Origin of the sequence: Marinactinospora thermotolerans DSM 45154 (genome assembly GCF_900167435.1) — a bacterium.
Classification (GTDB): domain Bacteria; phylum Actinomycetota; class Actinomycetes; order Streptosporangiales; family Streptosporangiaceae; genus Marinactinospora; species Marinactinospora thermotolerans.
Map to the genome: position 1 here is coordinate 23,040 of NZ_FUWS01000002.1, position 26,874 is coordinate 49,913.

24 protein-coding genes are annotated in these 26,874 nt (G+C 72.8%); 19 read left to right on the forward strand and 5 right to left on the reverse strand.

All coding sequences use genetic code 11. The features are described from left to right. Positions 1 to 5 precede the first annotated feature (5 nt). From B5D66_RS03080 to B5D66_RS03125, 10 genes are all read left to right on the forward strand, one after another. A complete protein-coding gene (locus B5D66_RS03080) occupies positions 6 to 1,241 on the forward strand; it encodes a styrene monooxygenase/indole monooxygenase family protein (RefSeq protein WP_078760067.1) in 1,236 nt (411 codons plus the stop codon). Between the two features lie 110 nt (positions 1,242 to 1,351). Further along, entirely contained in the window at positions 1,352 to 2,581 is a 1,230-nt protein-coding gene (locus B5D66_RS03085; protein WP_078760068.1) for a styrene monooxygenase/indole monooxygenase family protein, read from the forward strand. A gap of 119 nt (positions 2,582 to 2,700) precedes the next feature. After that, entirely contained in the window at positions 2,701 to 4,998 is a 2,298-nt protein-coding gene (secA2, locus tag B5D66_RS03090) for an accessory Sec system translocase SecA2 (protein ID WP_078760506.1), read from the forward strand. Positions 4,999 to 5,060: 62 nt separating this feature from the next. Further along, the gene (locus tag B5D66_RS03095; protein WP_078760069.1) at positions 5,061 to 5,837 is read left to right on the forward strand and encodes a GntR family transcriptional regulator; all 777 of its coding nucleotides are present in this window, start codon (positions 5,061 to 5,063) and stop codon (positions 5,835 to 5,837) included. A 161-nt stretch (positions 5,838 to 5,998) separates the two neighbouring features. Further along, positions 5,999 to 7,108: a TIGR03364 family FAD-dependent oxidoreductase gene (locus B5D66_RS03100; protein WP_200813527.1), complete on the forward strand. Its 1,110-nt coding sequence runs from the start codon at positions 5,999 to 6,001 to the stop codon at positions 7,106 to 7,108. Positions 7,109 to 7,143: 35 nt separating this feature from the next. Then, positions 7,144 to 7,809, forward strand: coding sequence for a phosphonatase-like hydrolase (locus B5D66_RS03105; protein WP_078760508.1), 666 nt, complete (start codon positions 7,144 to 7,146; stop codon positions 7,807 to 7,809). A 3-nt stretch (positions 7,810 to 7,812) separates the two neighbouring features. Further along, the gene (locus B5D66_RS03110; RefSeq protein WP_078760070.1) at positions 7,813 to 8,850 is read left to right on the forward strand and encodes a 2-aminoethylphosphonate ABC transporter substrate-binding protein; all 1,038 of its coding nucleotides are present in this window, start codon (positions 7,813 to 7,815) and stop codon (positions 8,848 to 8,850) included. Further along, positions 8,847 to 9,953: an ABC transporter ATP-binding protein gene (locus B5D66_RS03115; protein ID WP_078760071.1), complete on the forward strand. Its 1,107-nt coding sequence runs from the start codon at positions 8,847 to 8,849 to the stop codon at positions 9,951 to 9,953. The genes B5D66_RS03110 and B5D66_RS03115 overlap by 4 nt, the downstream gene beginning before the upstream one ends. Further along, entirely contained in the window at positions 9,950 to 10,858 is a 909-nt protein-coding gene (locus B5D66_RS03120) for a 2-aminoethylphosphonate ABC transporter permease subunit (RefSeq protein WP_235000699.1), read from the forward strand. Before B5D66_RS03115 ends, B5D66_RS03120 begins: the two co-directional genes overlap by 4 nt. Before the next feature lie 7 nt (positions 10,859 to 10,865). Continuing rightward, positions 10,866 to 11,633 carry an ABC transporter permease gene (locus tag B5D66_RS03125; protein WP_235000701.1) on the forward strand — a complete coding sequence of 256 codons (768 nt, stop codon included), beginning with the start codon at positions 10,866 to 10,868 and terminating at the stop codon, positions 11,631 to 11,633. A 323-nt stretch (positions 11,634 to 11,956) separates the two neighbouring features. On the opposite strand, the gene B5D66_RS03130 is transcribed toward B5D66_RS03125, so the two are convergent. Continuing rightward, positions 11,957 to 12,247, reverse strand: coding sequence for a hypothetical protein (locus B5D66_RS03130; RefSeq protein ID WP_078760073.1), 291 nt, complete (start codon positions 12,245 to 12,247; stop codon positions 11,957 to 11,959). A 186-nt stretch (positions 12,248 to 12,433) separates the two neighbouring features. Here B5D66_RS03130 and B5D66_RS25375 point away from each other — a divergent pair, with 186 nt between their 5' ends. Then, positions 12,434 to 12,598 (forward strand): hypothetical protein, encoded by a 165-nt coding sequence (locus B5D66_RS25375; RefSeq protein ID WP_159457207.1) that lies wholly within the window; start codon positions 12,434 to 12,436, stop codon positions 12,596 to 12,598. Between the two features lie 123 nt (positions 12,599 to 12,721). Next, the gene (locus tag B5D66_RS24910) at positions 12,722 to 12,928 is read left to right on the forward strand and encodes a hypothetical protein (RefSeq protein WP_144290686.1); all 207 of its coding nucleotides are present in this window, start codon (positions 12,722 to 12,724) and stop codon (positions 12,926 to 12,928) included. Positions 12,929 to 13,080: 152 nt separating this feature from the next. Here B5D66_RS24910 and B5D66_RS03135 read toward each other — a convergent pair whose 3' ends face one another. The 3 genes from B5D66_RS03135 to B5D66_RS03145 are packed head-to-tail and all read right to left on the reverse strand — an operon-like array spanning position 13,081 to position 16,657. Beyond that, entirely contained in the window at positions 13,081 to 15,156 is a 2,076-nt protein-coding gene (locus B5D66_RS03135) for a xanthine dehydrogenase family protein molybdopterin-binding subunit (RefSeq protein WP_078760074.1), read from the reverse strand. Then, a complete protein-coding gene (locus B5D66_RS03140; protein ID WP_078760075.1) occupies positions 15,153 to 16,148 on the reverse strand; it encodes an FAD binding domain-containing protein in 996 nt (331 codons plus the stop codon). Before B5D66_RS03140 ends, B5D66_RS03135 begins: the two co-directional genes overlap by 4 nt. Beyond that, on the reverse strand, positions 16,145 to 16,657 hold the full coding sequence (locus B5D66_RS03145; RefSeq protein WP_078760076.1) for a (2Fe-2S)-binding protein: 513 nt from the start codon (positions 16,655 to 16,657) through the stop codon (positions 16,145 to 16,147). Before B5D66_RS03145 ends, B5D66_RS03140 begins: the two co-directional genes overlap by 4 nt. A 271-nt stretch (positions 16,658 to 16,928) precedes the next feature. On the opposite strand from B5D66_RS03145, the gene glnII reads away from it, so the two are divergent. The 4 genes from glnII (at position 16,929) to B5D66_RS03170 (ending at position 21,374) form a co-directional block, all read left to right on the forward strand. Then, positions 16,929 to 17,942 carry a glutamine synthetase gene (glnII, locus tag B5D66_RS03150; RefSeq protein ID WP_078760077.1) on the forward strand — a complete coding sequence of 338 codons (1,014 nt, stop codon included), beginning with the start codon at positions 16,929 to 16,931 and terminating at the stop codon, positions 17,940 to 17,942. A gap of 84 nt (positions 17,943 to 18,026) precedes the next feature. Continuing rightward, complete coding sequence (locus B5D66_RS03155; protein ID WP_078760078.1) at positions 18,027 to 19,271, forward strand: cytochrome P450; 1,245 nt, start codon at positions 18,027 to 18,029, stop codon at positions 19,269 to 19,271. A 539-nt stretch (positions 19,272 to 19,810) separates the two neighbouring features. After that, positions 19,811 to 20,920, forward strand: a complete 1,110-nt coding sequence (gene bar, locus B5D66_RS03165; protein WP_078760080.1) for a barbiturase — start codon at positions 19,811 to 19,813, stop codon at positions 20,918 to 20,920. Between the two features lie 184 nt (positions 20,921 to 21,104). Next, positions 21,105 to 21,374 carry a DUF6406 domain-containing protein gene (locus B5D66_RS03170; protein WP_078760081.1) on the forward strand — a complete coding sequence of 90 codons (270 nt, stop codon included), beginning with the start codon at positions 21,105 to 21,107 and terminating at the stop codon, positions 21,372 to 21,374. Between the two features lie 102 nt (positions 21,375 to 21,476). On the opposite strand, the gene B5D66_RS03175 is transcribed toward B5D66_RS03170, so the two are convergent. Beyond that, on the reverse strand, positions 21,477 to 22,673 hold the full coding sequence (locus B5D66_RS03175; protein WP_078760082.1) for a serine hydrolase domain-containing protein: 1,197 nt from the start codon (positions 22,671 to 22,673) through the stop codon (positions 21,477 to 21,479). A 594-nt stretch (positions 22,674 to 23,267) separates the two neighbouring features. On the opposite strand from B5D66_RS03175, the gene B5D66_RS03180 reads away from it, so the two are divergent. The 3 genes from B5D66_RS03180 to B5D66_RS25635 form a co-directional block, all read left to right on the forward strand. After that, positions 23,268 to 24,278 (forward strand): hypothetical protein, encoded by a 1,011-nt coding sequence (locus tag B5D66_RS03180; RefSeq protein WP_078760083.1) that lies wholly within the window; start codon positions 23,268 to 23,270, stop codon positions 24,276 to 24,278. A gap of 538 nt (positions 24,279 to 24,816) precedes the next feature. After that, complete coding sequence (locus B5D66_RS03185; RefSeq protein WP_078760084.1) at positions 24,817 to 26,217, forward strand: hypothetical protein; 1,401 nt, start codon at positions 24,817 to 24,819, stop codon at positions 26,215 to 26,217. 25 nt (positions 26,218 to 26,242) lie between these two features. Further along, the coding region (locus B5D66_RS25635) for a hypothetical protein (protein ID WP_200813501.1) at positions 26,243 to 26,874 on the forward strand (632 nt) is incomplete at its 3' end.

The following is a 26,874-nucleotide window of genomic DNA, read 5'->3' on the forward strand; positions in this document are numbered from 1 at the left end:
GCCCCATGCGAAGGATCCTGATCGTCGGCAGCGGCCAGTCCGGCCTGTACCTGGCCATGGGACTGCTCTCCGACGGCTACGACGTCACCTTGATGTCGATGCGCACGCCCGAGGAGATCCGGGCCGGCCGGGTCACCTCCACCCAGGTGCTCTTCTCCTCGGCGCTGGAACGGGAACGCCGCCAGGGCCTGGACCTGTGGGCGGAGCAGACGCCGCCGATCGAGCGTGTCGGTGTGACCCTGGCCGGCGAGGACGGCGAGGTCGAGGCCGACTGGAGCGGACGGCTGCGCGGGCCCGCCGGATCGGTGGACCAGCGGCTGAAGATGGCGGGCTGGCTGGAGGAGTTCGAGGAGCGGGGCGGTCGCGTGGTCATCCACGGGGCGACGGTCTCGGACCTGGAGTGGTTCGCCGGCATGTACGACCTCGTCGTCATCGCCGCGGGCAAGGGCGAACTCGTCGACCTGTTCGACCGCGACGCGGAGCGCTCGCCGGGAAGGGAGCGGTGGCGCAGGGTCGCCGTCGCCTATGTGCACGGCGTGCGGCCCCGCGACGACGAGGACGCCGGTGTGGTGCGCCGGAACATGCTGGCGGGAGCGGGCGAGCTGGTCGTCGCACCGTCGCTGTCGCTCGACGGCCCGTGCACGACCCTGTTCGCGGACATCCCGCCCGGTGGACCGATGGACCTGTTCCAGGATGCGGGGCGCGGCCCCCGCGGGGTGCTGGCGGCCTTTCTCGAACTGATCCGGCGCCACGCCCCCTGGGAGTACGAGCGGTGCCGCGACGCCGAGCCCGTCGACGCGGGGGCGGCCCTGGCCGGAACCTACCTGCCGGTCGTGCGGCACCCGGTGGGCATGCTGCCCTCGGGGGGTGTGGTGCTCGGCATGGCCGACGTCGTCGTCGCCACCGATCCGATCACCTCCCAGGGGGCCAACTCGGCGGTCAAGTGCGCCGAGATTTACCGGCGGGCGATCGTCGCGCACGGCGACCGCCCTTTCGACGAGGCGTTCATGCGCGCGGCGTTCAACGGGTACTGGACCTACGCCCGCCACGTCATCGCCTGGACCAACGCGATGCTGGACCGTCCCCAGCACGTGCTGGAGCTGTTGCGGGCGGGGGAGCACAGTCCCGAGCTCGCCGAGCGTTTCGCCAACGGCTTCGACGATCCCACCGACTTCCTCGGGTGGTTTCTGCACCCCGAACGCGCGGTGCGCTATTTGCGGGAGCTGCACACCGGGGTGTGAGCCGGATGTGAACGGGGGTGAAACAGACCCCGCCCGCGCCTGTCTTTTTTGTGGCCATATGGTGCATTTCGCTGGTTTCATTTTTTGAAATGTGAAAGACGGGCGTCCCCATGCGAAGGATCTTGATCGTCGGTGCCGGCCAGTCGGGGTTGCAGCTCGCCCTGGGCCTGCTTGAGGACGGCTACGACGTCACCGTCGTTTCCGCGCGTACCTCCGAGGAGATCCGGGCCGGCCGGGTCACCTCCACCCAGTGCCTGTTCGCCACGGCGCTCGGCCTTGAGCGCGCCCTCGGCCTGGACCTGTGGGCCGACGAGGCGCCCCGCATCGAAGGGGTCGGCGTCTCCCTCACCGGAGCCGGCGGGGAGCGGACCGCCGACTGGCTCGGCCGGCTCCACGGCGACGCCCAATCGGTGGACCAGCGCGTGAAGATGGCCGAGTGGCTGGAGGAGTTCGAGGAGCGCGGCGGTCGCGTCGTCATCCACGGCGTGACGGTCTCGGACCTGGAGGGCTTCGCCCGCATGTACGACCTCGTCGTGGTCGCCGCGGGACGCGGGGAGATCGCCCAGGTGTTCGATCCCGACCCCGCCCGTGTCGCGCACCCCGGTCCCAGCCGCTCCCTCGCCCTCGCCTACGTGCACGGTGCGGGGCCGCGCCCCGGGCGGCCGGAGACCACCGCGCTGCACTGCGCCATCGCCCCGGGGGTCGGCGAGTTCTTCGTCGTTCCCTCCTACACGCTCAGCGGCCCCTGCGACATCCTGTTCCTCGCCGGCGTGCCGGGAGGCCCGCTGGACGTGTTCGAAGGGGTCGGCGACCCCGACGAGCACCTGGAACACACCCGGGAGCTCATCGAGCGCTTCTTCCCCTGGGAGGGCGAGCGCTTCCAAGACGCCGAACCCACCGATGCGCGGGGGGTCCTCTCGGGCGCCCACACCCCGATCGCGCGCCGGCCGGTCGGCCGCATCGGCGGCACCCTCGTGTTCGGCATGGCCGACGTCGTCGTCGCCAACGCCCCGATCACCTCCCAGGGGGCCAACTCCGCGGCCCGCTGCGCCGAGATCTACCGGCGGGCGATCGTCGCGCACGGCGACCGCCCCTTCGACGAGGCGTTCATGAACGCGACGTTCGCCGAATACCGGGCCCACGTCCGTCACGTCACGGCCTGGACCGAGGCGATGCTGCGCCCCACACCCCGCATCCTGGGGCTGTTGCAGGCCGCCGGAACCCGTCAGGACATCGCCGACCGCTACGCCAACGCCTTCGACGACCCCGCCGACCTGGAGACGTGGTTCCTCGACTCCGCCGCCGCGCCGGCCGCCCTGGCGGGGGCCGTCGCCGGCTGAACCCCGGCCCGCCGCACCCATGGACGCGGCGGGCCCGTGTGGCGTCCGCCACTTCAAGCGGCGGGTGCGGGGAACCACGCGCCCCGCCGTCGCGTTACCCTGCTGTGGTGTTCGGACGAATGGCCGAGAGTGTCCGGCGGGTGCTCGGTAGACCCGGTTCGGTGGATCTGCGGCCCTATGTGAAACTGCTCAAGCCGATCGAGGACCGTGAGGCGGAACTGGGCGGCCTCAGCGATACGGAGCTGACCGCCAAGGCCGCCGAGCTCGGTGACGCCGAGCTGCCCTACGAACGTGACGATCTCGTCGAACTGTGCGCCGTGGGACGCGAGGCGGCCCGCCGCGCGCTCGGCGAGCGCCCCTTCGACGTCCAGCTCGTCGGTGTCATGGCGCTGCTGGACGGACGCATCGCCCAGATGGCCACGGGCGAGGGCAAGACCCTCGCCGGCGCGCTGGCCGCGGCCGGGTTCGCGCTGCGCGGGCGCCGGGTCCACGTCATCAGCGTCAACGACTACCTCGCCCGCCGCGACGCCGAATGGATGCGGCCCCTCTACGACCTCCTCGGCGTCACCGTCGGCTGGATCGGGCAGGAGGCCGACGCCAAGGAACGCCGCGCGGCCTACGCGGCCGAGGTCACCTACGCCTCGGTCAGCGAGCTGGGCTTCGACGTGCTCCGCGACCGCCTCGCCACCGACCCCGCCGACCTGGTGGTCCCCGATCCGGGGGTCGCCCTCATCGACGAGGCCGACTCGGTGCTGGTGGACGAGGCGCGCGTGCCGCTGGTCCTGGCCGGCGCCGCCGAGGCGGTCGAGTCCGACGTGGCGATGGCCGAGCTGGTCCGGGGACTGCGGCCGGGGCGCCACTACGAGGTCGACGACGAGGGGCGCAACGTCCACCTGACCGACACCGGCATCGAGGCCGTCGAGGAGGCGCTCGGCGGTGTGGACCTGTACTCCGCCGACGACACCTCCATCCTGCCGCGGGTCAACCTCGCCCTGCACGCCCACGCGCTGTTCCAGCGCGACGTCCACTACGTGGTGCGCGACGGCGAGGTCAAGCTCATCAACGAGTCGCGGGGCCGCATCGCCCTGCTGCAACGGTGGCCTGACGGCCTCCAGGCGGCGGTCGAGGCCAAGGAGGGGGTGGCGGCCAGCGACTCCGGCGAGGTCCTCGACTCCATCACGGTGCAGGCGCTGCTGCTGCGCTACCCGGTCCGCTGCGGCATGACCGGCACCGCCATGGCCGTCGCCGAGCAGCTCCGCGAGTTCTACGAGCTCGAGGTCGCGGTCATCGAACCGAACAAACCCTGCGTGCGGGTGGACGAACCCGACCGTCTCTACGCGACGCAGGAGGAGAAGGAGGACGCGCTCGTCGCCGAGGTCGCCGAGGTCCACGCGACCGGCCGGCCCATCCTGATCGGTACCCAGGACGTGGCCGAGTCGGAGCGGATCGCGCGGCGGCTCGCCGCCGAGGGGCTGACCTGCTCCGTGCTCAACGCCAAGAACGACGCCGAGGAGGCCCCGGTCATCGCCGAGGCCGGAGCCTACGGCGCCATCACGGTCTCCACCCAGATGGCCGGCCGCGGCACCGACATCCGCCTGGGCGGCAGCGACACCTCCGACCGCGACCGCGTGGTCGAGACGGGCGGCCTCTACGTCATGGGCTACGGCCGCTACCCCAGCAGCCGGCTGGACGACCAGCTGCGGGGACGCGCCGGCCGCCAGGGCGACCCGGGAAGCTCCCGGTTCTTCGTCAGCGTCGAGGACGAACTGGTCGCCGCCAACGCCCCCGAGACCCGCGGGTACGACGTGACGGCCGAGGGGGAGATCACCGATCCGTCCTGGCGGGACGTGGTCAACCACGCCCAGCGCGTCGCCGAGGGCCGGCTCATGGAGCTGCACCGCAACACCTGGCGCTACAACAAGCTCATCGACCTGCAACGCGGGGTCGTGCTGGAACACCGCTCCGAGGTGCTCCACGCCGACCAGGGCGACCGCCAGCTCGCCGTGGACTGTCCCGAACGCCACGCCGAGCTGGTCGAGGAGGTCGGCGCCGAGGAGGTCGCCCGCGCCGCGCGGCTGATCACCCTGTACCACCTGGACCAGGGGTGGGTGGACCACCTGGCGTTCCTCGCCGACCTGCGCGAGGGGATCCACCTGCGCTTCCTGGGGCGGCGCAATCCGCTGGACGAGTTCAACGCCGAGGCGGCGCCGGCCTTCAAGGGCTTCCTCGACGACGCCCGCGCCCGCGCGGCCGAGACGTTCAACGAGGCCCCGGTGGTCGACGGGCGCATCGATGTGGCGCAGGCCGGCGTCAAGCGTCCCTCGATCACCTGGACCTACATGGTCCAGGAGCATCCCTTCAGCACGGAGTTCGAGAACGCGGCCGGCCGGATCAGGAGCGCGTTGGGCCGCGGTTAGACCGTCGCCGCCCCGCCCCGTCCCGCTCGCGCGGGGCGGGGCGCTCGCTATCCTTGCCGAACGTGGCCGTACAACCGCAGATCCCCCCGCACCGGGCCGGCCGTCCGGTACGCGCCGGCATCCCCGAGCACGGGCGCATCCCCCGTTACTACGAGGCCAAGGCCCGGCTGCTGGAACTGGTCGAGGAGCTCGCCGAGGACGCCGCCCTGCCGCCCGAGCGGGAGCTGGCCGAACGCTTCGGGGTTTCGCGGATGACGCTGCGCCAGGCGGTGGACGACCTCGTCCTCGACGGGGTGCTGCGCCGCCGCCGGGGGAGCGGGACCCGCGTCGCCCCGCCCAAGCTGTCCCATCCGCTGGCCCTGGCCAGTTACACCGAGGGGATGCGCAGCCAGGGGGTGCGTCCCGGCCGCACGCTCGTCACGATGGAGCGTCTTGCCTGCGATGACGGGCTGGCCGCGGACCTCGCCCTGAGGCCAGGGGAACCGGTCCTGCACATCGAACGGGTCCTGCTCGCCGACGACGAGCGGGTGGGCCTGGAGTCGACCTACCTGCCCGAGCGGCGCTTCCCGGACCTGGAGAGGGTGTTCGATCCGGCCGAGTCGCTGTACGCCTGTCTCCAGCAGCGCCTGGGGGTGGTGTTCGGCGAGGCGGAGGAGCGCATCGAGACCGTGCTGGCGACGCCGCGCGAGGCCCTGCTGATCGGCAACAACCCCAAGCTGCCGATGCTGCTGTTGCACCGGGTGTCGCGTGACACCGACGGGGTGCCCTTCGAGCGGGTCCGTTCGCTGTACCGGGGGGATCGCTACAGCTTCGTGGCCCGGTTGTCCCCGTCGGGGTGAGGAGGGGATCGGGGCCGTGTCCGCGCGTCCCGGGGAGGACCCTCCTTTTTTGATAACGAAAAGGTAACTGATCTAGACCAAGCTTCCCTCGTGGTTCACCTCCCCTTCCCCGCCGGGCAGGTTTCCCGATGACCGGGCGGCCCACGATCGTTCACGTGAGAATCGTCGTCATCGGTGGCGGCGTCCTGGGCACCATGCACGCCTGGCACGCCGTCGAACGCGGACATGAAGTCGTCCAGATCGAACGCGAGGCCGACTCCAGGGGCGCCTCGCTGCGCAACTTCGGCCTGGTGTGGGTGAGCGGTCGCCCCGCCGGGCGGGGACTACAGATCGCGTTGCGCGCCCGCACCCTGTGGGAGCGGATCGGCGGGCGCGTCCCCGGCCTCGGCTTCCGGGCCAACGGCTCCCTGACGGTGCTGCGCACCCCGGGCGAGCTCGCCGTCGCCCAGGAGTTCGCCCAAGGGGGGAGCCTCGACAGCCGGGGCACCCGGCTGGTCGACCCCGAGGAGGCGCGAACCGTCAACCCGGCCCTGCGCGGCCCCATGCTCGGCGCCCTGTGGTGCGAGCGGGACGCGGCGGTGGAACCCCGCGTCGCCCAGCGGGAACTCCGCGCCCACCTGCTCGCCGGCGGACGCTACACCTGGCTTCCCGGACGCGAGGTACGCCACGTCGACACCGGGGTCGCGGTGGACGACCACGGCGACCGCCACCACGGCGACGTGATCATCGTGTGCCCCGGGGCGGCCCTGTCGGGCCTGGTCCGCGAACTCGCCGGCCCGATCCCGGTCCGCCGGGTCCGGTTGCAGATGATGCAGACCGCGCCGCTGGGGGAGCGCCTCACCACCTCCGTCGCCGACGGCGACAGCCTGCGCTACTACCCGGCCTACGCGGGCCCGGCGCTGGAACGGCTCGTCGAGACCGAGCCGCAGCCCGAGGTCGCGGCCCACCACCGCATGCAACTGCTCATGGTGCAGCGGGCCGACGGAGGGCTGACCATCGGCGACACCCACGCCTACGCGGAGCCCTTCGACTTCGACGTCGCCACCGAGCCCTACGACCACCTGGAGACGCGCGTCGCCGAACTGCTCGGCCGTCCCCTGCCGTCCGTCCGACGGCGCTGGGCCGGCGTCTACGCCCAGGCCGACGACGGCGACGTCGTCTACCGCCGGCGCGTCAGCGACGGCGTGTGGCTGCTGACCGGCACCGGAGGCGGCGGCATGACCTGCTCGCCCGCCATCGCCGAGGAAACCGTCGAGGAGCTCGGACTGTGACCCACCACCCGCCCGTCTCCCTCGCCGTCGTGGACATGGCCGGTACCACCGTCTTGGACGACGGCCTGGTCGAGGAGGCCGCCACCCGGGCCTTCGCCGCCGCCGGGGTCGCCGACGACGCCCACGACCGTGCCCTGCGCTACGTGCGCGACACCATGGGCCAGTCCAAGATCACCGTCTTTCGCGCCCTCTTCGGCTCCGAGGAGGTGGCCCAGCGCGCCAACGCCGCCTTCGAGGAGGCCTACGCCGACCTCGTCGCCGCGGGCCGCTGCGCGCCCGTCCCCGGCGCGCAGGAGGCCGTGCGCTCCCTGCGGGAGGCCGGGGTGGCGGTCGCGTTCACCACCGGGTTCGCCCCGGTCACCCGGGACGCGATCCTCTCCAGCCTCGGGTGGCGCGACCTCGCCGACCTCGCCCTCAGCCCGGTCGACGCCGGCCGTGGCCGCCCCTACCCCGACATGGTGCTGACCGCCGTGCTGCGACTGGGCGTGGCGGACGTCCGCGCCGTCGCCGTCACCGGCGACACCGCCTCCGACATGCGCTGCGCCCGCAGCGCGGGGGCCGGCCTGGCCGTCGGCGTCCTCACCGGCGCCCACGACCGCGCCGCGCTGACGGAGGCCGGCGCCACCCACGTCATCGACTCGGTCCGCGACCTCCCGGCGCTCATCGCCTCCACCGGGACCGACCCCGCCTCCCAGGAGTGACCCATGCGTTCCACCCATCGCGCCCTCGCCGGCGCGGCCCTGCCCCTTCTCCTGCTGGGCACCGCGTGCGGCGGGACCGGCGCGGCCCAGGCCGAATCCGAGACCGTCACCGTCTACAGCGCCGACGGCCTCAAGCCCTGGTATGACGACCGCTTCGCCGAGTTCGAGGAGCAGACGGGCATCGCCGTCGAACTGGTCGAGGCCGGTTCGGGGGAGGTCGTCTCCCGTCTGGAGAAGGAGCGGGCCAACGTCCAGGCCGACGTGCTGGTGACCCTGCCCCCGTTCGTGCAGCAGGCCGCCCGCGAGGATCTGCTCGCGAGCTACGCCCCCGAGGGGATCGAGCAGGTCCCCGCCGAACGACGCGACGGCGAGGACCGCTACGCCCCGCTGGTCGACAACTACCTGTCCTTCATCCGCAACACCGAACACGCCGACCCCCTCCCCGACACCTGGGAGGACCTGCTGGACCCCGGCCTGAAGGGCAAGGTCCAGTACTCCACGCCCGGCCAGGCCGGCGACGGCACCGCGGTCCTGCTCCACCTCCAGCAGGTCATGGGCGAACAGGAGGCGCTGGACTACCTCGGCGAGCTCGAGGCCAACAACGTCGGCCCCTCCTCCTCCACCGGGCGGCTGCAACCCAAGGTGGACAAGGGCGAGCTGCACGTCGCCAACGGCGACGTGCAGATGAACCTCACCTCCATCGAACAGGACGGCGCGGGGTTCGAGGTCTTCTTCCCCGCTGACGCCGACGGCGAGCGGTCGACGCTGGCCATCCCCTACTACGCCGGACTCGTCGCCGGGGCCCCGCAGACGGAGAACGGGAAGCGCCTCCTGGACTTCCTGTACTCCGCCGAGGTGCAGGCCAGTCTCTCCGAGGTCTACGGCGACCCCGTGCGCGACGACGTCGAGGCCACCGACGAGCGGGCCAAGCGCATCGAGGAGCTGCTGTCGGGCGTCGAGGTGCGCCAGCCCGACTGGACGGTCGTCCTGGACAACCTCGACGCCGACCTCGCCGCCTACGAGGAGGCGGTCGGACGATGAGCGCGGCCCCCGCCATCCAGCTGCGCGGCGTGGGCGTGGACTACGGGCGCAAGACCGCGCTGGCCGACCTCGACCTCACCGTCGAGCGGGGCGAGACCCTCGCCCTGCTCGGCCCCTCGGGCTCGGGGAAGTCCACCGCGCTCAAGGCCGTCGCCGGTTTCGTCCGCCCCTCGCGTGGGCGGGTGCTGCTCGAGGGGCGCGACGTCACCGACCTGCCCCCGCATCAACGGGGCATCGGCGTCGTGGTGCAGAACTACGCCCTGTTCCCCCACATGAGTGTGGCGGCCAACGTCGGGTTCGGGCTTCGGGCGCGGCGCGCGCCCCGCGCCGAGATCCGGGAGCGGGTCGCCGAGGTCTTGGACCTGGTCGGCATGTCGGCGTTCGCCGACCGCTCGCCCCGCCAGCTGTCCGGGGGACAGCAGCAGCGGGTCGCCATCGCCCGGGCGCTGGCGATCCGCCCGGCGGTCCTGCTCCTGGACGAGCCGCTGTCGGCCCTGGACGCGGCGTTGCGCGAGGAGATGGTGGGCGAACTGCTCCGGCTGCGCGCCGAACTGCCCGACACCACCATCGTCCATGTCACCCACGACCAGAGCGAGGCGCTCGCGCTCGCGCACCGCATCGCGGTCATGCGCGACGCCCGCCTGGTCGACGTGGGACCGGCCCGCGAGATGTACCGGACCCCGCGCACCGAGTTCACCGCGGCCTTCCTCGGCGCGGCCAACCTGCTGCCGGTGGAGGTCGTCGAGGTCGACGGCGAGGGGGGCGCGACGGTGCGGCTGGGAGACGCGATCATGCGGGCCCGCGTCTCCGGGGAGCTCGACGGGCGGCGCCGCGCCGTGCTCGGTGTGCGCCCGCAACGGGTCGGCGTCCACGCCGAGGGAACCGGCGGACTGCCGGCACGCCTGCTCGCCGCCCAGTGGCGCGGCGAGGTGTTCCGCCTGGATCTGCGCCTGGACGGGGCGGCGCACTCCGGCCAGGAGGTGCGGGTGCGCGCCGAGGTCGCCTCGATCGAGGGGCTGCCCCCGGTCGGTGGGCGGGTGGCGCTGACCGTTCCCGACGGCTGCCCGCTGATCGCGGACGCCTCCCCCGAGGAGGAGACGTGAGCGTCGAGGCCGTGACAGGGGCGGCGCAGGAGAGCCCGGCCGTCCCGGCCGGGACGGCGCCCGCCGCGCCGGCGCGTGGAACCGGGCGCAGGGCGGCGCTGTGGGCGCTGCCGCCGCTGATCGTCGTCGCCGACTTCTTCTGTTACCCGCTCGCCCTCGTCGTCGCGCAGTCCTTCATCGCCGAGACCGGCGGTCCGACCCTCGCGGTGTGGGCCGACGTGGTGACGTCGCCGGAGTTCGGGGCGGGTGTCGCCCGCACGGTCCTCATCGCCGTGGGGGCCGCGGCGGGGTGCGCGCTGATCGGGACCTTCCTGGCGTTGGTCGTGTCCTTCGCCCCGTTCCCGGGGGTGCGCCTGGTGTCGGGCCTGGTGGCGGTGCTGCCGGCGGTCCCCGGGTTCCTGATCGTCTTGTCCTTCACCTTCCTCTACGGCAGCGCGGGCGCGCTCAACGCCCTCCTCGGCGGCTCCCTGGACTTCCTCTACACCCCGTGGGGGGTGCTCCTGGCGGAGATCACCCTGTTCACCCCGTTCGTGATGCGTCCGCTGGTCGCCGCGTTCGGGCAGATCCCCCGGGCGCGGCTCGACGTCGCGGCGAGCCTGGGAGCGCGTCCCTGGCGGGTGCTGTGGCAGGTGGTGCTGCCCGAGGTCCGTCCCGCGCTGGCCGCCGCGACCTGCCTGGTGCTGCTGATGGCGGCCAACGAGTTCGGGATCGTGCTGTTCATCGGGGCCAAGGACGTGGTCACCCTCCCCGTCCTCGTCTACACCTGGGGCATCGTCACCTTCGACTATCCGGCGGCGTGCGTCGTCGCGGTCGTCAACGTGGTGCTGTCGCTGCTGTTGTACGGCGTCTACCGCTGGGTGCTGTCGGGAAGGGGGAAGCGGCGTGCTCGTGTGGACGAGGACTAGCCGATCGGTGCTGGTCGTCCTGTTCGTGGTCGTCTTCGGCGTCATCGTCGTGGCGCCCTTGGCGGTGATCGGATTGGCCGCCGTCGCCGCGTCGTGGCGGGGCGTGCTGCCCGGGGGTCTCACGGGAGCCCACCTCGCCGCGGCCACCGGCGGCGACGCGCTGGCCAGCGCCCTGGTGAGCGTGCAGACGGCGCTGATCGCCTCGGCCGGGTCGGTTCTGCTGGGCGGGTGGGCGGCGTTCGCGTTGCACGGCTCCCGGGGGCGGATCCGCCGCCTCGCCGACGGCCTGCTCCACCTGCCCATGGCCGTGCCGTCGGTCGTCGTCGGGCTGGGGCTGCTGGTGGCGTTCAGCCACCCTCCGCTGCTGCTCAACGGGACCCGGTGGATCGTGCTCATCGCCCACCTCGTGCTGGTGCTCCCGTTCAGCTACAGCACGGTGTCGGCGGCGCTGGAGCGGGCCGACCCCGACATCGCGTTGGTGGCGGCCTGCCTGGGCGCCTCTCCCGCCCGGGTGCTGCTGACCGTCCGGCTCCCCTTGGCGCTTCCGGCGTTGGCGGCCTCCGCGGGGCTGGCGCTGGCCCTGTCCATGGGAGAGCTGGGGGCCACGATCATGCTCTATCCGCCGGACTGGCGGACGCTGCCGGTGGGGATCTTCGCCCAGTCCGACCGGGGCGCGCTGTTCGCGGCGTCGGCGAGCACCGTGGTGCTGCTCGGCCTGACCCTCGTGGGGCTGCTCGCCCTCAACTCGGTGCGCACCAGGGCCGCCGAACGGTGAGGAGGGCCGGGGAGCGGCCGCAGGCCCCTCGTGGCTCGGGGCGGCACAGCGGCGCTCCCGGCCGGGCGTGAGCGGCCCGAACAGGAGGCGGCGCCCGGCCGTGGTGGGGTGCTCCGTGACGCTCCGGCACCGCGCCCGGGAGACACGGCCTCAAGGGCGGTGAAGGACGCCGGCCGGGGCAGGGGCGCCGCGATCCCGCCGCGCCCAGGTCGCCGGGGCCGGGAGGCCGCGCCCGCCGGGCCGCGCGGGCGCGGCCCGGGGCGGTGCCGGCCGGGCGCGGCCGGTACACCGGTCGGCGGGGAGGTCCCGGCCGGTTATCGATGTCAGCGCGCCCCCGACCGCACCGGCGAGGGGGCGTGGTGGTGCGGTCGGGTGTTCCCGGCTCGGGCGGCCATGCCGGGCCGCGCGTCGAACAGGCCCACGCCGCCGACCCGCTCGGCCGGCGACAGGGCCGGGCCGGTCGCCCGCTCGGGAAGCGGGTGGCGGACCCGCTGCGAGCACCCCACCAGGGCCGTCACGTGCCGCCTGCTCGTCAGTGAGACCACGGCCGACGAGTCCATCGGCGCCGTCCCGGCCGGCTCGCCCCCTCGCCCGGCGTCGATGCGAACCACCATGTCCCCGCCGTCCCTGTCCGCCCGCGCGGCGTCTTGGACTTCGCAGGGTGAGAAATCCGGCGACAAACGTGACGTGAGGCGGCACTCCACTCCCGCGACGGCCGCGAATGCAGCACAATCGAAAGAGTCCCCCGCGGGCTCCGACGGTTCGGTGCCCGTGGGACCCGAGCAGACCAGGAGCAGGACGTGACCGGTCCCCAACAGAGCGCCCGCGCCTACTTCGCCGAAGCCCTCGCCGAACAGTGCAACGGTGATCCGATCCCCGACTTCTTCTTCGGTCCACCGGCACCGGCGGCGCTGGCTCCCCGAGCCTTCCCGATGGTCCAGCGCGAGGACTCCGCTTCCGACTGAACCCGTCCGGCGCGGGACGACACGCCGGCCCTTCGAGTTCACGGCCACGCGCTGCCGCTCCGGCCGGTCCCGTTGGGCCTCGGATCCTCCGGTCCCTCGGACGAACCAACAGAAACGGCCACAGTGGAAGATCGCACACACGACACCGTCCCCGGCCCCAAACCGGGTGTGTACGAGATCATGACCATGACGGACGAGCAGATCGCCCGCCTCCCCCCTGAACAGGCGGCCGACGCGCACCAGAGATTGTCCCGGGTGGGTCTGCCGGTCCCCGCGGCCCTGGAGGCGAGGATCAGAGGCGGAGAGGACGACGCGGAGGAAGACGACTGAGCGGTGGCCGGCGTGGGTGCCCGAGCGCCGGACACCCACGGACGCGGCAGGCGGTCCGGTCGACAGCGGCCCTTCCCTAAAGGGGGCGGGCCGGCCTCCCGGTCCGGTCGTGCCCCGAAGCCGGCGCCGCGACGGGCCGGCCCGGGCCGGCGTCACGCCAGGAAGTGCTCCAGGGTCATCGGAAGCTCGCGGACGCGCACCCCGGTCGCGTGGTAGGCCGCGTTGACGATGGCCGCCGCCGTGCCCACGATGCCGATCTCCCCGATCCCCTTCGCCCCCAGCGGGTTGACGTAGGGATCCGCCTCGTCGATCCAGTGCGCCTGGAGGTCCACCACGTCGGCGTTGGCGGCGATGTGGTACTCGGCAAGGTCGTGGTTGACGACGCAACCGAACCTCGGGTCCACCACGCTGTCCTCGTGGAGGGCCATGGACAGGCCCATCGTCATCCCGCCGATGAACTGGGAGCGCGCGGTGCGCGGGTTGACGATGCGCCCCGCGGCGAAGACGCCCAGCAGCCGGGGCACCCGCACCTCGCCGGTGTCGGCGTGCACCCGCACCTCGGCGAACTGGGCGCCGAAGGCGTGCATGGCGTAACGCTCCCTGTTGGGGTTGTCCGGGAGGCCGGCGCGTGCCTCGGCGCCGTCGGCGGGGGCCGTCCCGTGGCGCTCCCGGAAGGCCTGGGCCGCCGCCACGATCGTCGAACCCCACGAGACGGTCCCCGTGGACCCGCCCGCCAGAGAGGCCGAAGGCAGTGAGGAGTCGCCGATACGCAGCCGCACCGCCGTCACGGGCACGCCCAGCGCGTCCGCGGCGATCTGGGTGAGGACGGTCCAGGCGCCGGTGCCGATGTCGGCCGCGCCGATCCGTACGTGGTAGTGGCCGTCCTCGAAGCGGACGGCCGCGACCGAGCCGGGCATCTGCCCGGTGGGGTAGGTGGACGCCGCCACCCCGGTCCCCACGAGCCACCCGTCCTCCATCCGGCGGCGAGGCTCCGGATCGCGGTCTTGCCAGCCGAACCGGCGGGCCCCCTCGCGCAGGCAGGCGACGAGATTGCGGCTGGAGAAGGGGCGGCCGGACGCCGGCTCGGTGCCGGGCTCGTTGCGGACGCGCAGCTCGACCGGATCGACACCGCAGGCCACGGCGAGCTCGTCCATCGCGACCTCGGGGCCGAACATCCCCGGACACTCGCCGGGGGCGCGCATCCACGTGGGCGGCGCCACGTCCAGCGCGGCCAGCCGGTGGGTGATCCGGCGGTTGGGCGCCGCGTACATGACCTCGGTCGGTTTGCCGGCCTGCTCCAGGAACTCCTTGAAACGCGCGGTCTGGGCCGTCACGTCGATGCCGATCCCGGTCAGCCGGCCGTCGGGCTCGGCGGCCAGCCGCACCCGCTGGATGGTGGGGGAGCGGTAGCCCACCAGGTCGAACATCTGCTGGCGGGTCAGGGCGAGTTTGACGGGCCGGCCCGGCAGCAGGCGGGCGGCCAGGGCCGCCAGGACCACGGGCGGGTGCAGCGGCCCCTTCGAACCGAAACCGCCGCCGACGTGGGGGGCGATCACGCGGACCCGCTCGGGGTCGAGGCCGAACAGCTCGGCCATCGTCGACCGGACCGAGTGCACGCCCTGGGTGGACTCGTACAGGGTGAGCCCGGCGTCCTCCCACACCGCGATGGTGCTGTGCGGCTCCATCGGGTTGTTGTGCTCCATCGGGGTGGTGTAGGTGTGGTCCACGGTCACGGGCGCGGACGCCATCGCACCGGCGAGGTCGCCCTGCTCGTCGTCCTCCGCCTCGCCCGGCGTGTACAGGTCGGTGCGCGCGGCCGAGAAGCGCACGTCGTGGGACCGCTCCTCGTAGTGGACGCGGACGAGCCGCACCGCCTGCCGCGCGGCTTCGGGGGTCTCCGCCAGGACGGCGCCGATGACCTGTCCCCGGTGGGCGACCTCGTCGGACTGGAGGACGGCCAGTTCGGCGTCGCCGATGTCGGCGAGCCGGGCCGCGTTGTCGTGGGTGAGCACGGTGAGGACGCCGGGCACCGCCTCGGCGTCGCGCGTGTCGAACTCGCGCACCCGCCCACGGACCACGGTGGCCTGGATCGGATGCAGGTAGGCGGGGGCGTTCAGCTGGTGTTCGAAGGCGTAGGTTGCGGTTCCGGTGACCTTGGCGGGGCCGTCGACACGGCCGATGTCGGCGCCGATGGCCCGGGTCGAGGTGTTCTCCAGCAGACCGCTCATCGTGTCCTCTCCTCCTCGACGAGGTCGCGCAGCGTGGCCACCAGTGTGTTGCGGGCCAGGGTGGGTTTGAACTCGTTGCCCTCCACCGGCCGGGCCTCGGCGAGTTCGGCCTCGGCGGCGGCGCGCAACGTCTCCTCGGTGGGGCGGGCGCCACGCAGCTCGGCCTCGGCGCGGGTGGCCCGCCACGGCTTGTGCGCCACCCCGCCCAGCGCGATCCGCGCCTCGCGGATCACCCCGTCGGACAGGTCCACCGCGGCGGCGACGGAGACCAGCGCGAAGGCGTAGGAGGCCCGGTCGCGGACCTTCCGGTAGCGCGAGCGTGCGGCGAAGGGCAGGTCGGGCAGTTCCACGGCGGTGATGAGGTCGCCGTGGCGCAGGACGGTGTCGCGCTCGGGGGCGTCCCCGGGAAGCCGGTGCAGCTCGGTCATCGCGACGCGCCGTTCGCCGTCGGTCCCCTGGACGACGACGGTGGCGTCCAGCGCGCTCAACGCGACCGCCATGTCCGAGGGGTGGGTGGCGATGCAGTGCTCGGAGGCGCCGAGAATGGCGTGGTAGCGGGTGTAGCCGCCGAACGCCGAGCATCCCGAGCCGGGCCGGCGCTTGTTGCACGCCATGGTGACGTCCTGGAAGTACACGCACCGGGTCCGTTGCAGCAGGTTGCCCCCCGTGGTGGCGGCGTTGCGGAGCTGTCCGGAGGCGCCCGACAGCAACGCCTGCGACAGCACCGGGTAGCGCCGTCGGATCAGCGGGTCGGCGGCGAGGTCGCTGTTGCGCATGCCGGCGCCGATGCGGACCCCTCCGTCGGGCAGCGGTTCGACCCCGTCGGGAAGCAGCCGGGTGACGTCCACGAGCAGGTCGGGGTCGACGATGCCGAGCTTGAGGTGGTCGACGAGGTTGGTGCCGCCGCCGAGGAACATCGCCCGTGGGTCGGCGGCCACGGTCGCGACCGCGCCGGCGGCGTCCTCGGCGCGACGGTAGTCGAACGGGTTCACCGGGAGACCTCCTTCGCCGCGCGCACCGCGGTGACGATGTTGGCGTAGGCGCCACAGCGGCACAGGTTCCCGCTCATCCGCTCACGGATCTCGGCGTCGTCGAGGACGGGGGTGTCGGCGACGGGACGCCCGGCGGCGCTGGGCCATCCGGCGGCGACCTCCTCCAGCATCCCCACGGCCGAGCAGACCTGCCCCGGGGTGCAGTAGCCGCACTGGAACCCGTCATGGTCGACGAAGGCCTGCTGGACGGGGTGGAGCTCCCCGTCGGTTCCCAGGCCCTCGGCGGTCACCACCTCGGAACCGTCACAGGCCACCGCCAGCACCAGGCAGCCGTTGATCCTGCGGCCGTCGAGCAGCACGGTGCAGGCACCGCACTGGCCGTGGTCGCAGCCCTTCTTGGGGGAGGTCACGCCGAGACGTTCGCGCAGCGCGTCCAGCAGCGTGGTCCGCGTGTCCACGCGCAGCGGCCACTCCCGCCCGTTCACCCGAAGTATGATGTCGCTCTCCATCGCATGCCTCTCGTTTCGAAGCTCCGGCTCATCCCCGGCTACCCGAGGCGCCCTCCCCTTAAGCCCGCGCGCGCGACGGGCGCGCGAAGACGCGCGCCGTCCCGGCCGGGCGCCGCGCTCGCGGACGGGACGTCACCGCCGGTGGCGGGGGCCACACGCAAGGGTGCGGACCGGGGGGTTCACACCCTGTTCACAAACGGGAAACAGCCGGGAAAAAGGCGCTTGTGACGCTGCTGGAAGCATTCGCCCCTTCGCCCCGAGGAAGCCAGCCGTGAGCTACAAGGCCGAGTACATCTGGATCGACGGCACCCAGCCGACCGCCAAGCTGCGTTCGAAGACCAAGGTCCTGCCCGACGGTGTCGAGCCGCCGGTGTGGGGCTTCGACGGATCCAGCACCAACCAGGCCCACGGGGCCTCGTCGGACTGCGTCCTCAAGCCGGTGTTCGTCTGCCCCGACCCGATCCGCGGCGGCGACAACGTGCTCGTGCTCAACGAGGTCCTGCTGCCCGACATGACCCCCCACCCCTCCAACACCCGGGTGCTGCTCACCCCGGTCGCCGAGCGGTTCGCCGGTCAGGAGCCGATCTTCGGCATCGAGCAGGAGTACACCTTCTTCGCCGGCGCCCGCCCGCTCGGCTTCCCCGAGGGCGGGTTCCCCGCCCCGCAGGGCGGCTACTACTGCGGTGTCGGCGCCGACGAGATCTTCGGCCGCGAGATCGTCGAGAAGCACCTCGACAACTGCCTCGCCGCCGGCCTGTCCATCTCCGGTATCAACGCCGAGGTCATGCCCGGCCAGTGGGAGTTCCAGGTGGGGCCGCTGTCCCCGCTGGAGGTCTCCGACCAGCTGTGGGTGGCCCGTTGGCTGCTGTACCGCACCGCCGAGGAGTTCGGTGTCTCCGCCACCCTCGACCCCAAGCCGGTCCGGGGCGACTGGAACGGCGCCGGCGCGCACACCAACTTCTCGACCAAGGCCATGCGTGAGGGCTACGAGCCGATCATCACCGCCTGCGAGGCCCTCGGCGAGAAGGCCCAGGAGCACGTGCGCGGCTACGGCGACGACATCGAGAGCCGCCTGACGGGCCTGCACGAGACCGCCCCGTGGAGCGAGTACAGCTACGGCGTCTCCGACCGCGGCGCCTCGGTGCGCATCCCGTGGCAGGTCGAGGTCGACAAGAAGGGCTACATCGAGGACCGTCGCCCCAACGCCAACTGCGACCCCTACGTCGTCACCCGCCTCATCGTCGACACCTGCTGCGCCGCCCTGGAGAAGGCCGAGCAGGTCTGAGTCGCCGGGCTCCGGCCCCGTGGGCGTCGCCGCCCGCGGGGCCGTCGCGTTTCACCGTGGAGGCGTGGGGCAGAGCGTTCCCGCATGGATCCCGACCGCGTCCCCGTTCTCGACCGGACCCTCCCGTTGCTGGCGGCCGGATACGCCTGGCTGCCCGATCGCCGGCGGGCCACGGCCGACGGCATGGTGCGCTCCCGGCTGCTGGGCCGGCACGCGGTGGGCCTGTGTGGTCCCGAGGCGGTCCGCTTCTTCTACGACGAACGGCACGTGCGGCGCGCCTCGGCCCTGCCCGAGCCCGTGCGCGGCACGCTGACCGGAAACGGCGCGGTGCACACCCTGGACGGCGCGGCCCACCGCGCCCGCAAGGCGATGTTCCTGACGCTGCTCGCCGACCCCGCGGCCGTCGCCGGCCTCGTCCGCCACACCACCGCGGCCTGGGACGAGGCGGTTCCGCGGTGGCGGGAACGGCCCCGGATCGTCCTGTTCGACGAGGCCAGCCGGGTGCTCGCCCGCGGTGTCTGCGCCTGGGCGGGGGTTCCCCTGACGGAGGGCGAGGTCGCCCCCATGGCCCGTGACCTGGTGGCGCTGGTGGACGGGTTCGCCACGCTGGGCCCGCGTCACTGGCGGGCGCGGGCCGCGCGGGGGCGGCGCGAAGCCCAACTGGCCCGGCTGGTGGGTGACGTGCGCGCCGGTGCGGCGTCCCCGGCGCGCGGCTCCGCGGTCGACGTCGTGGCAGGCCACCGCGACCCCGACACGGGGCTCCTCGCTCCCCGCACGGCGGCGGTGGAACTCCTCAACATCCTGCGTCCCACGGTCGCGGTCGCCTGGTTCGTCACCTACGCGGCGCACGCCCTGCACCTGTGGCCGCGGCATCGGCCACGGCTGCGCCAGGACGGCACCGCCTACGTCGAGGCGTTCGTCCACGAGGTCCGCCGCTTCTACCCCTTCGCGCCCTTCGTCGCGGGCAGGGCCGTGCGGGACCTGTCCTGGCGTGGGGAGCCGATCCCCGCGGGGGCGCTCGTCCTGCTCGACCTGTACGGCCAGAACCACGACGCCGGACTGTGGCCCGACCCCTACGCCTTCGACCCGGGCCGTTTCCTGCGCCACCCGCCCGGCCGTGACGACCTGGTGCCCCAAGGGGGCGGGGATCCGGCCACCGGCCACCGCTGCCCGGGCGAGGGGATCACCGTGGCGCTGCTCCAGGCGCTCGTACCACGGTTGGCGCGCCTCGACTACGCCGTGGTCGACCAGGACCTGACGATCTCGCTGAGACGTGTCCCCGCCCGTCCGCGCAGCGGCGTCGCCATCGCCGTCGGGCGGTCCGCCTGACCCTTCGCTCCTGGCGGGGAAGGGCGCGGACGGGATCCGCCACGGTGGGGGCACGAGGTTTCTCCCGGCCCTTGGTGGAGGTCGCCGGTGCGTCGTGGCGTAGTCGAATCCGTACCAGCCCCACTGCCCATGAGGAGCCGCGTGGACGGCGCGCCACGACGGCGGGGTCCGCGCCGAGCCGCTCCGGCGGGGGCGGAACCGGGCCGATCGGCACCGGCGCCCCCATCGCGCCCCGCCGCGTCCCTGCCCGATGGCGCGGTCCCCTGGACGCCGGGGCGGAGCCGCTGGAGCGCCACGTCATCGCCGTCCTCGACGGCGTGCGCCGGGGCGAGGGCACACGCGACGCGGCGCCCACCGACTACGGCGTGGTGATCACCGGACCAGGGGAGGCGCCGTTCGTCGACCGGGGAGCGGCCGGCCGTGGGGTCTCGTGGTGCTCCGCGCCCCGAGGGGGGTACCTAAGGGCCGCGGAGGCGCGCCGGGAGCCGGCGCGACGGCGACAGTACAGGCCGGACGGACGGAGAGAGGGGTGGGCGCGGATGCCCAGGCCGATCGAGGTACACAAGGTGGCGATCGAGAGCGTCACCGACGGGTCCGGGCTCGCCCGGCTCATCGACGACGGGGTGTTCAGCGCCGATGACGTCCTCGCCGTCATCGGTAAGACCGAGGGGAACGGCGGGGTCAACGACTACACCCGCATCCTGGCCGATCGGGCCTTCCGTGAGGTGCTGGTGGCCAAGGGGGGACGGAGCGCGGCCGAGGTCGGCGAGGTTCCGCTGGTGTGGTCCGGTGGCACCGACGGCGTGCTGTCCCCCCACGCGACGGTGTTCGCCTACGCTCCCCGGGACCGCTATCCGGCCACCGACGAGCTCAGGGTCACGGTCGGTGTCGCGATGAGCCGGGAGATCCTGCCCGAGGACATCGGCCGCCCCGAGATGGTGCGCAAGGTCGCCGAGGGGGTGCGCGTGGCGATGGAACGGGCCGGGATCACCGACCCCGCCGACGTCCACTACGTGCAGACGAAGACGCCCCTGCTGGTCCTCGACACCATCAACGAGGCGAAGGCGCGAGGCCGCGACGTCGTCACCGAGGACACGCTGAAGTCGATGGACATCTCCAACTCCACGACGGCGTTGGGCATCGCGGTGGCGCTGGGGGAGATCGAGGAACCGCGGGCCGAGCAGATCCACACCGACCTGTCGCTGTACTCATCGGTGGCCTCGTGCTCCTCCGGGGTGGAGCTGGACCGGGCACAGATCGTCGTGGTCGGCAACGCGCGTGGCATCGGCGGGAGGTTCCGCGCCGGCCACGGTGTCATGCGCGACGCCCTGGACGCCGACGGCGTGTGGTCGGCGATCCGTTCAGCGGGGTTGGAGCTGCCCGAGCGCCCCCACCCCGACGACCTCAAGGGGCGGTTGGTCAACGTGTTCCTCAAGTGCGAGGCCGATCCCGGTGGGCGGGTGCGTGGCCGGCGCAACATCATGCTCGACGACTCCGACGTGCACTGGCATCGGCAGATCAAGGCCGCGGTGGGCGGGGTGGCCGCCGCTGTCACCGGGGATCCCGCGGTGTTCGTGTCCGTGGCTGCGGTTCACCAGGGACCGCCGGGGGGCGGCCCGGTCGCGGCCGTGGTCGATCTCGGGGAGTGAGGCAGGGCGCCCGCCCGTGCCCGATCGGGCGGGCGCTGTCAAGTGCTCTTTTCCCATATGCAATTTCATGTGAGCTGGATAGCATTCGAAAAACCGCGCGTGGAATCGATTGATCGGTAATGCTGGGCGTTCGGCACTACCATGACCGTGGCTCATCTTCATCAGGCAGGAAAAGAGTCCAGACGTGGCCCACGAAGTCGGCGCACAGGAAAAGATTACTTATGGGCGAAATGACCGTTTCGAGGGCGGTCCGGTCGGCGGCGGCCGGTTCTGGGTGGACGAACAGGGGAGGCCCACCGCGCGGATCGGCGGCCCTCCCGACTGGTGGCCGAACAGGATGATCGACGTGCGCGTCGGTGACACCTTCACCGTCGGCGGACAGACCTGGCGGATCACCGATATCGCCGATCCGGAGAGCCCGCAGGCCTACCTTCTGACGACCCGGGTCGGTTGACCGAGACCAATGGGACGTCGACCGGAGTGGGGCTCGCGATTTCACCCCTGATCGAGGGATTCCCGCTCCGTCCGTTTCGCTCCGCCCATTCCGCCGGGCGGATCAACCGAGGCAGTCGTAGACCGCCTTGACCAGACGCATGGCCCGAATTCCGCCGGAGAGTTCGGCTCCGGTCTGGTTCATCACGTACCCGATCGCGACCTCCCGCTCCAGATCGGCGAGACCGATCGAGCCCCCCGCGCCCGTGTGGCCGAACGCTGTCTGTTGCGCCGCGCGGGGAAGGGCGAAGGCCAGCGAGGGGCGCATGAACCCCAGGCCGAAGGCGCTGTCGATGCCCAGCACGCGGTCGGGACCATGGGACCGGGGCACCACGGCGTCGCGCAGGGTGGCGGGGGAGACGATCCGCCCGGCCAACAGGTCCCGGTAGAAGCCGGCCAGACCCGAGGCCGTCGTCACGACACCCGCGGCGGGCCAACCGGCCGAGAGCACCACGGGGTTGTCATAGCCGCCGGGGAGGGACGCGACCTCGGGGCGGTTCATCGCGCGTGACAGCAGACTGTCCGGATCGGCCACGTCACGGTTCATCCGGGCGACCGGGTTGTCGGCGGAGGGGGAGGAGGCGGGAGCGGGCCGGGACGCGCCGCTGCCGGAGGAGCCCGGGGCCAATCGTGCCGCGCGCTGGATCACCCCGTCGGGCGCTCCGACCCACAGGTCCAGACCGAGCGGGCCGGCGAACTCGTCGGCGACGTACTCCCCGACGGTGCGTCCGTCCAACCGGCGCACGATCTCGCCGGCCAGCCAGCCATAGGTGAGCGCGTGGTAGCCGTGCGCGCTTCCCGGTTCCCAAAGGGGGGCCTGCTCGGCGAGCAGCGTCGCCATCGCGGCGGGATCGACCGCCTCGCGCGCCCCGACCGGGCGGGCGAAGGCGGGCAGGCCGGCGCGGTGGGCCAGCAGGTCCTCTCCCGTGGTCCTGCCCTTACCGGCCGCGGTGAACTCCGGCCACCAGTCGCCTACCGGTGCCTTCAGGTCGTGTCCGCCGCGCTCGGCGACCCGGAGCGCCGCCGCGGCGGTGATCGCCTTGGTGCAGGAGAAGGCGAGGCAGGGGGTGTCGCGTTCCCAGGGCCGCCCGATGCGGCGGTCGGCGGTCCCGCCCCACAGCTCGACCACCGGTTCGTCACCGAGATAGACGGTGATGGCGGCGCCCGTCTCCAGGCCGCGCGCGAAGTTGTTCTCGAAGACGGTGCGCACCCGCGCGAACTCCGGCGCGCACGCGCCGTGGATCCCGTCCCCCGTGCTCATGGTTCCGATCCCCCTTTCGGTCGCCCACACGACCCTAGGACCCCTTCGCGGGTGGGCGGAGGGCGGGGGAAGGAACAAGTGCTGGGTTTCGGCCATCACAGAATCCGGTTCGCGGGCGACGGTGGGTGGAAGCGACGCTTTGCCGGTCCTGCCGGTTTACCGGGGGCGGTATGAGTTACGACTTCGGCCATAAGCGGACAAAATGCGCTCTCGTGTGGTGAAGTCCGGCATTCTGGGGGGGAGAGCCCGCGGTGACACTCGGGTATTTCCATGCCTGATGCCCGAGACAGTGGGGAAGTGGGGCGCTGGCCAGGTGAATTGAGATATTTCGGTTATCTGAAATTCGGTGTTCCCCGTCCGGCTGCCGCTACCGTCTCTCGTGACGGAGCACCCTCGCTCCACCCGGGGCCGGTCCCGATGCGACCGGCCGGGTGCGACGACGAGAGCCGGTGCCCGCCTGAGCGTCCGCCCCCGACCCCTCCCCGGTCTCCGGCCGGAGCGCGATGCCCTCCCACCCCCCGGTGCATCGCGCGCTGCCCCGACCGGAGACCGCAACGGCCCCACCGAGGGCCGTCGAGCACGCAAGGAGTGTGCATGGCATTCCCGAGAGTCTCCGCGCGCCGCCTGTTCCAGGGCGGTGCCGCGTTCGCCGCGGCCGGCGCGCTGTCGGTGGCCGCGGCGCTTCCGGCGCAGGCCGACCAGAACGCCGCGACCGCCCTCTACGCCTACGCCGACCTGGCCTGGGGCATGGTGGGGCCGAACGAGGACGACTATGCCGAGTTCTACTTCGGCGAGGTCTACAGCGAGGACGGGACCGTCACCGGTGACCGTTCCATCGCCCGCGGGCCCCTGGCCGGCGCGGTCAAGGGAGTCGAAGGACGTTCGACGGCGTCGGTGGTCGACGGTCTGCCCACCGCCTCCTCGGAGATGACCGATTTCGACTTCGAACTGACCGGCAAGGAGCTCGCCGAACTGCTCGGCGAGTCCCCCGTCGCGCCCTCTCCCCAGGAACGGGAGGAGACCGGCGACGACACCGGGTCAACCCCCGAGGAGACTCCTGAACCTGAAGAGGAACCGGAAGGGGGCGTCGAGCCGGAGGCCGCCCCGTCGGTCGACGCGTCCTCCCCGGTGGCGGCCCAGTTCGCCGACGCCCACCTCGACCAGGTCCTGATCGACATCGAGGCCGCGTCGGTGACCTCCACCGCCGCCTTCGACGCCAAGGGCGTGGGGTCGGCCTCGGTCGAGTACACGGGGGTGCGGGCCAACGGTCAGGACCTGTCCGACGGCCCCGTCTCCCAGGCGGTCACCTACGCCGACGGCACACAGACCGAGCTCACCTTCCAGCTCCTGGAGAACGAGGAGGTGGAAGAGGGGTACGCCAACGCCGAACTCGTCGTCGACATCCTCGTCGGCGAGGACTACATCGGCACGGTGAGGCTCGCCAACAGCTCGGCCGGCAGGCTCTCCGGAGGTATTCCGGCGACCGGTATCGTGTTCGGCGGCCTGGCGGCCGTGGGGCTGGCGGCGCTCGGTGGAGGTGGCGTCGCGCTGTACCTGGGCCGGAAGCGGAAGACCGCCCGTGACCTCGGTGACGGTGAGTCCTGACCCCGACCATGTGCTCCGTGGCCCCGGAAACCGTCCTTCCGGGGTCACGGCGGGTTCCGAAACGGCCACAGTCCTCTGTCCGTAAAACGGAAGGTTCGGCCGGATTCGGACAGGTGGATCAAGGCCGGTCGGCCTCCTCCGGCGCGGGCGGGGGCAAGGGGGCGGGCCCCGGCTCGATCCGTGTTCCGTCGCCCCAGGTCGGGCGGGAGTGTTCGGCTCCCCGCGTGGCCGCCGTCCACTTCCCGGCTCCGGAACGCGGGAGAGGAGAGATGTCCGGAATCAGGAGGCCGAAACGCTCCCGAATCAGTATCATCGGCGTGACCCCGCAAACGCTTTCAGCACTCCCTCCCCAGCTGACTCCCGGCCGGAGCTCCAGGCGGTACTCGGAAGAGAGCGGATCCGCTCCCCACATCCGACGACCGGGACATCGCAACGGACACTCGCCGGCTGGTGGTTCCGCACCGTACACGGACAGGTTCACGACAGTGGCGACTCCAGTTCCCCCGTCACGCACCCGGCACATCCGGTGGGAAGGCCCATGATGTCCGGCGCCGTTTCGCACCCCGACCATGTCATCCTCGTCGTCTCCGCCGACGAGCTCAGCGCCGAGGTCACCGTCGCCGGGCAATCCCACGTCGTGACCGGACGCGACCCGAAGGAGACCCGCAGGGCCGCGCTGGCCATCGCGACCGGCTACGCCGCGCGCACCGGTCGGACGGTGCTGATCGACGCCCGGGACGCCTACCGCTCCTGGCGGTTGACCGCTACCCCGACGGGAGTGGTCCGCGCCGCCGACGCCCCCGGGGCGCCCCGGCCGGTTCGCCCACGCCCCCGCAACGGGCGCAAGATCGCCCTGGTGGCGGCGGGGGGAGCGGTGGCCGTCGCGTTGTTGGCCGGCGCCGGTTTCACCGTCGTCCAGCTGCTGTCCGGTCCCGCCGAGGTCACCGCCCAGGAAGAGGCGGAGCGCATCGTCTTCGACTCCCGGCCGGTACCTCCGGGCTTCACCGACCAGGCGGCCTGGCGGTTGCCCATGGCCGAGGGCACCTCACCGGCTGTCGCGCCCGACGGGTCGGCCGCCGCCCTCTTCGGTCCCGATGACCGGTTGACCGTTCTCGGCCCCGATGGCACTCCCGCCTGGAGTTCCGACGCGCCGGTCCCCCTGGACGCGATCGACCAGCCGTTGCGTTTCATCGCCGACGGCGACGTCTTCCGGATCGCGTTCGTGGCCGACGGCGCCCTGTGGATCTGGCCCGCCGAGGGAGGCGAGCCCGAGCGCGTGGACCTGCCCGACGAGGCCACCGTGACCTTCGCGGGCACCTCCCCGCTCATCGCCGACGGCGATCGCGGACTCGTCGTCTCCGGGGGCAGGGCGACGCCCGTCGAGCTCCCCGAGGGGATGAGCGCGCTGCTGGCCGACCGCGACCGTGTCCTGGCGGCCTCCGTCGACGGACCGTGGGCGTGGGTGGCTCCCGGCGAGGACCCGCGCGAGGTGAGCCCGGCGAAGCCGGACGGCGCGCGCGAACTGGACGCGGTCGTCACCGCGTCGGAGCGCCACGTCATCGTGCGCTGGACCACGGCGGATGACGCACGTGTGCTCCTCGCCGTGCACGACGCGGGCGACGGGGCGGTCGTCGCAGCGGCCGAGGTGGCCCCCGACGACCTCGCCGAGGCCCGCTGGGAGGAGAGCGACGACCTCGCCGCCTACGGCCCCGTACTGGTGGAGCCCTCGAAGGGCACGGCTCGTATCGTGCCGGGTTTCACCCCCCTGACATCCGCCGGAGACACCCTCTACGGCGAGGTGGACGGCGCGCCCGTGGCTCTCGGCCATGACGGCGAGCCGGTGGAGCTGGAAGAGGACACCGCCCGCCCCTGGGGCCTTCTCGACGGCCACGCGGTCGTCGCCGGTGCCGGTGCCCTCTACGCCCTGGCTCCCGAATGACCCCCCGACCAAGAATGGAGAATGGATGTCCCATTCAGCACGCATGGCCGGTATAGCCGTCGGCGCTCTGCTGGCCTTCGGCTTCTCCGCTGCTCCGGCGTTCGCCGAGACCACGGAGGCCGTCGACGCCTCCGTCCTGCCGGCTGCCGCCTCCCCTGTCGTCGAAGAGGCCGCGGTGGTCGTTCCGGCCGCTGCCCCGGCTCCGGTCGAGGCTCCGGCCGCTCTTGAGATCACCCCGGCCGTTTCCGGGGTCTCCCCGGTGGTCCCCGCCGCCCCGGTCCAGATGCGGGCCGAGAGCGCTCCGGTGTTCACCACCTACGACCAGCCGGGCGGTGGTGACAACGGCGGTGGCACCGACCCCACCCCTGACCCCGACCCCGAGCCGGGTAACCCCGGTGGTGGTGACGGTGGCGGTGACAACGGCGGTGGCACCGACCCCACCCCTGACCCCGACCCCGAGCCGGGTAACCCCGGTGGGGGCGACGATGGCGGTGACAACGGCGGTGGCACCGACCCCACTCCCGGCCCTAACCCCGGCCCGGGTAACCCCGGTGGTGGTGACGGTGGCGGTGACAACGGCGGTGGTGACGACGACGGTGGCAACCCCGGCGGTGGTGACAACGGCGGTGGCAACCCCGGTGGTGGTGACAACGGCGG

Excerpts from the sequence above, each read along its gene's own strand:
- B5D66_RS03080 (WP_078760067.1), top strand. The coding sequence starts at position 6 with ATGCGAAGGATCCTGATCGTCGGCAGCGGCCAGTCCGGCCTGTACCTG.
- B5D66_RS03085 (WP_078760068.1), top strand. The coding sequence starts at position 1,352 with ATGCGAAGGATCTTGATCGTCGGTGCCGGCCAGTCGGGGTTGCAGCTC.
- secA2 (WP_078760506.1), top strand. The coding sequence starts at position 2,701 with ATGGCCGAGAGTGTCCGGCGGGTGCTCGGTAGACCCGGTTCGGTGGAT.
- B5D66_RS03105 (WP_078760508.1), top strand. The coding sequence starts at position 7,144 with ATGGCCGGTACCACCGTCTTGGACGACGGCCTGGTCGAGGAGGCCGCC.
- B5D66_RS03110 (WP_078760070.1), top strand. The coding sequence starts at position 7,813 with ATGCGTTCCACCCATCGCGCCCTCGCCGGCGCGGCCCTGCCCCTTCTC.
- B5D66_RS03115 (WP_078760071.1), top strand. The coding sequence starts at position 8,847 with ATGAGCGCGGCCCCCGCCATCCAGCTGCGCGGCGTGGGCGTGGACTAC.
- B5D66_RS03130 (WP_078760073.1), bottom strand. The coding sequence starts at position 12,247 with ATGGTGGTTCGCATCGACGCCGGGCGAGGGGGCGAGCCGGCCGGGACG.
- B5D66_RS03135 (WP_078760074.1), bottom strand. The coding sequence starts at position 15,156 with ATGAGCGGTCTGCTGGAGAACACCTCGACCCGGGCCATCGGCGCCGAC.
- B5D66_RS03145 (WP_078760076.1), bottom strand. The coding sequence starts at position 16,657 with ATGGAGAGCGACATCATACTTCGGGTGAACGGGCGGGAGTGGCCGCTG.
- B5D66_RS03155 (WP_078760078.1), top strand. The coding sequence starts at position 18,027 with ATGGATCCCGACCGCGTCCCCGTTCTCGACCGGACCCTCCCGTTGCTG.
- bar (WP_078760080.1), top strand. The coding sequence starts at position 19,811 with ATGCCCAGGCCGATCGAGGTACACAAGGTGGCGATCGAGAGCGTCACC.
- B5D66_RS03175 (WP_078760082.1), bottom strand. The coding sequence starts at position 22,673 with ATGAGCACGGGGGACGGGATCCACGGCGCGTGCGCGCCGGAGTTCGCG.
- B5D66_RS03180 (WP_078760083.1), top strand. The coding sequence starts at position 23,268 with ATGGCATTCCCGAGAGTCTCCGCGCGCCGCCTGTTCCAGGGCGGTGCC.
- B5D66_RS03185 (WP_078760084.1), top strand. The coding sequence starts at position 24,817 with ATGATGTCCGGCGCCGTTTCGCACCCCGACCATGTCATCCTCGTCGTC.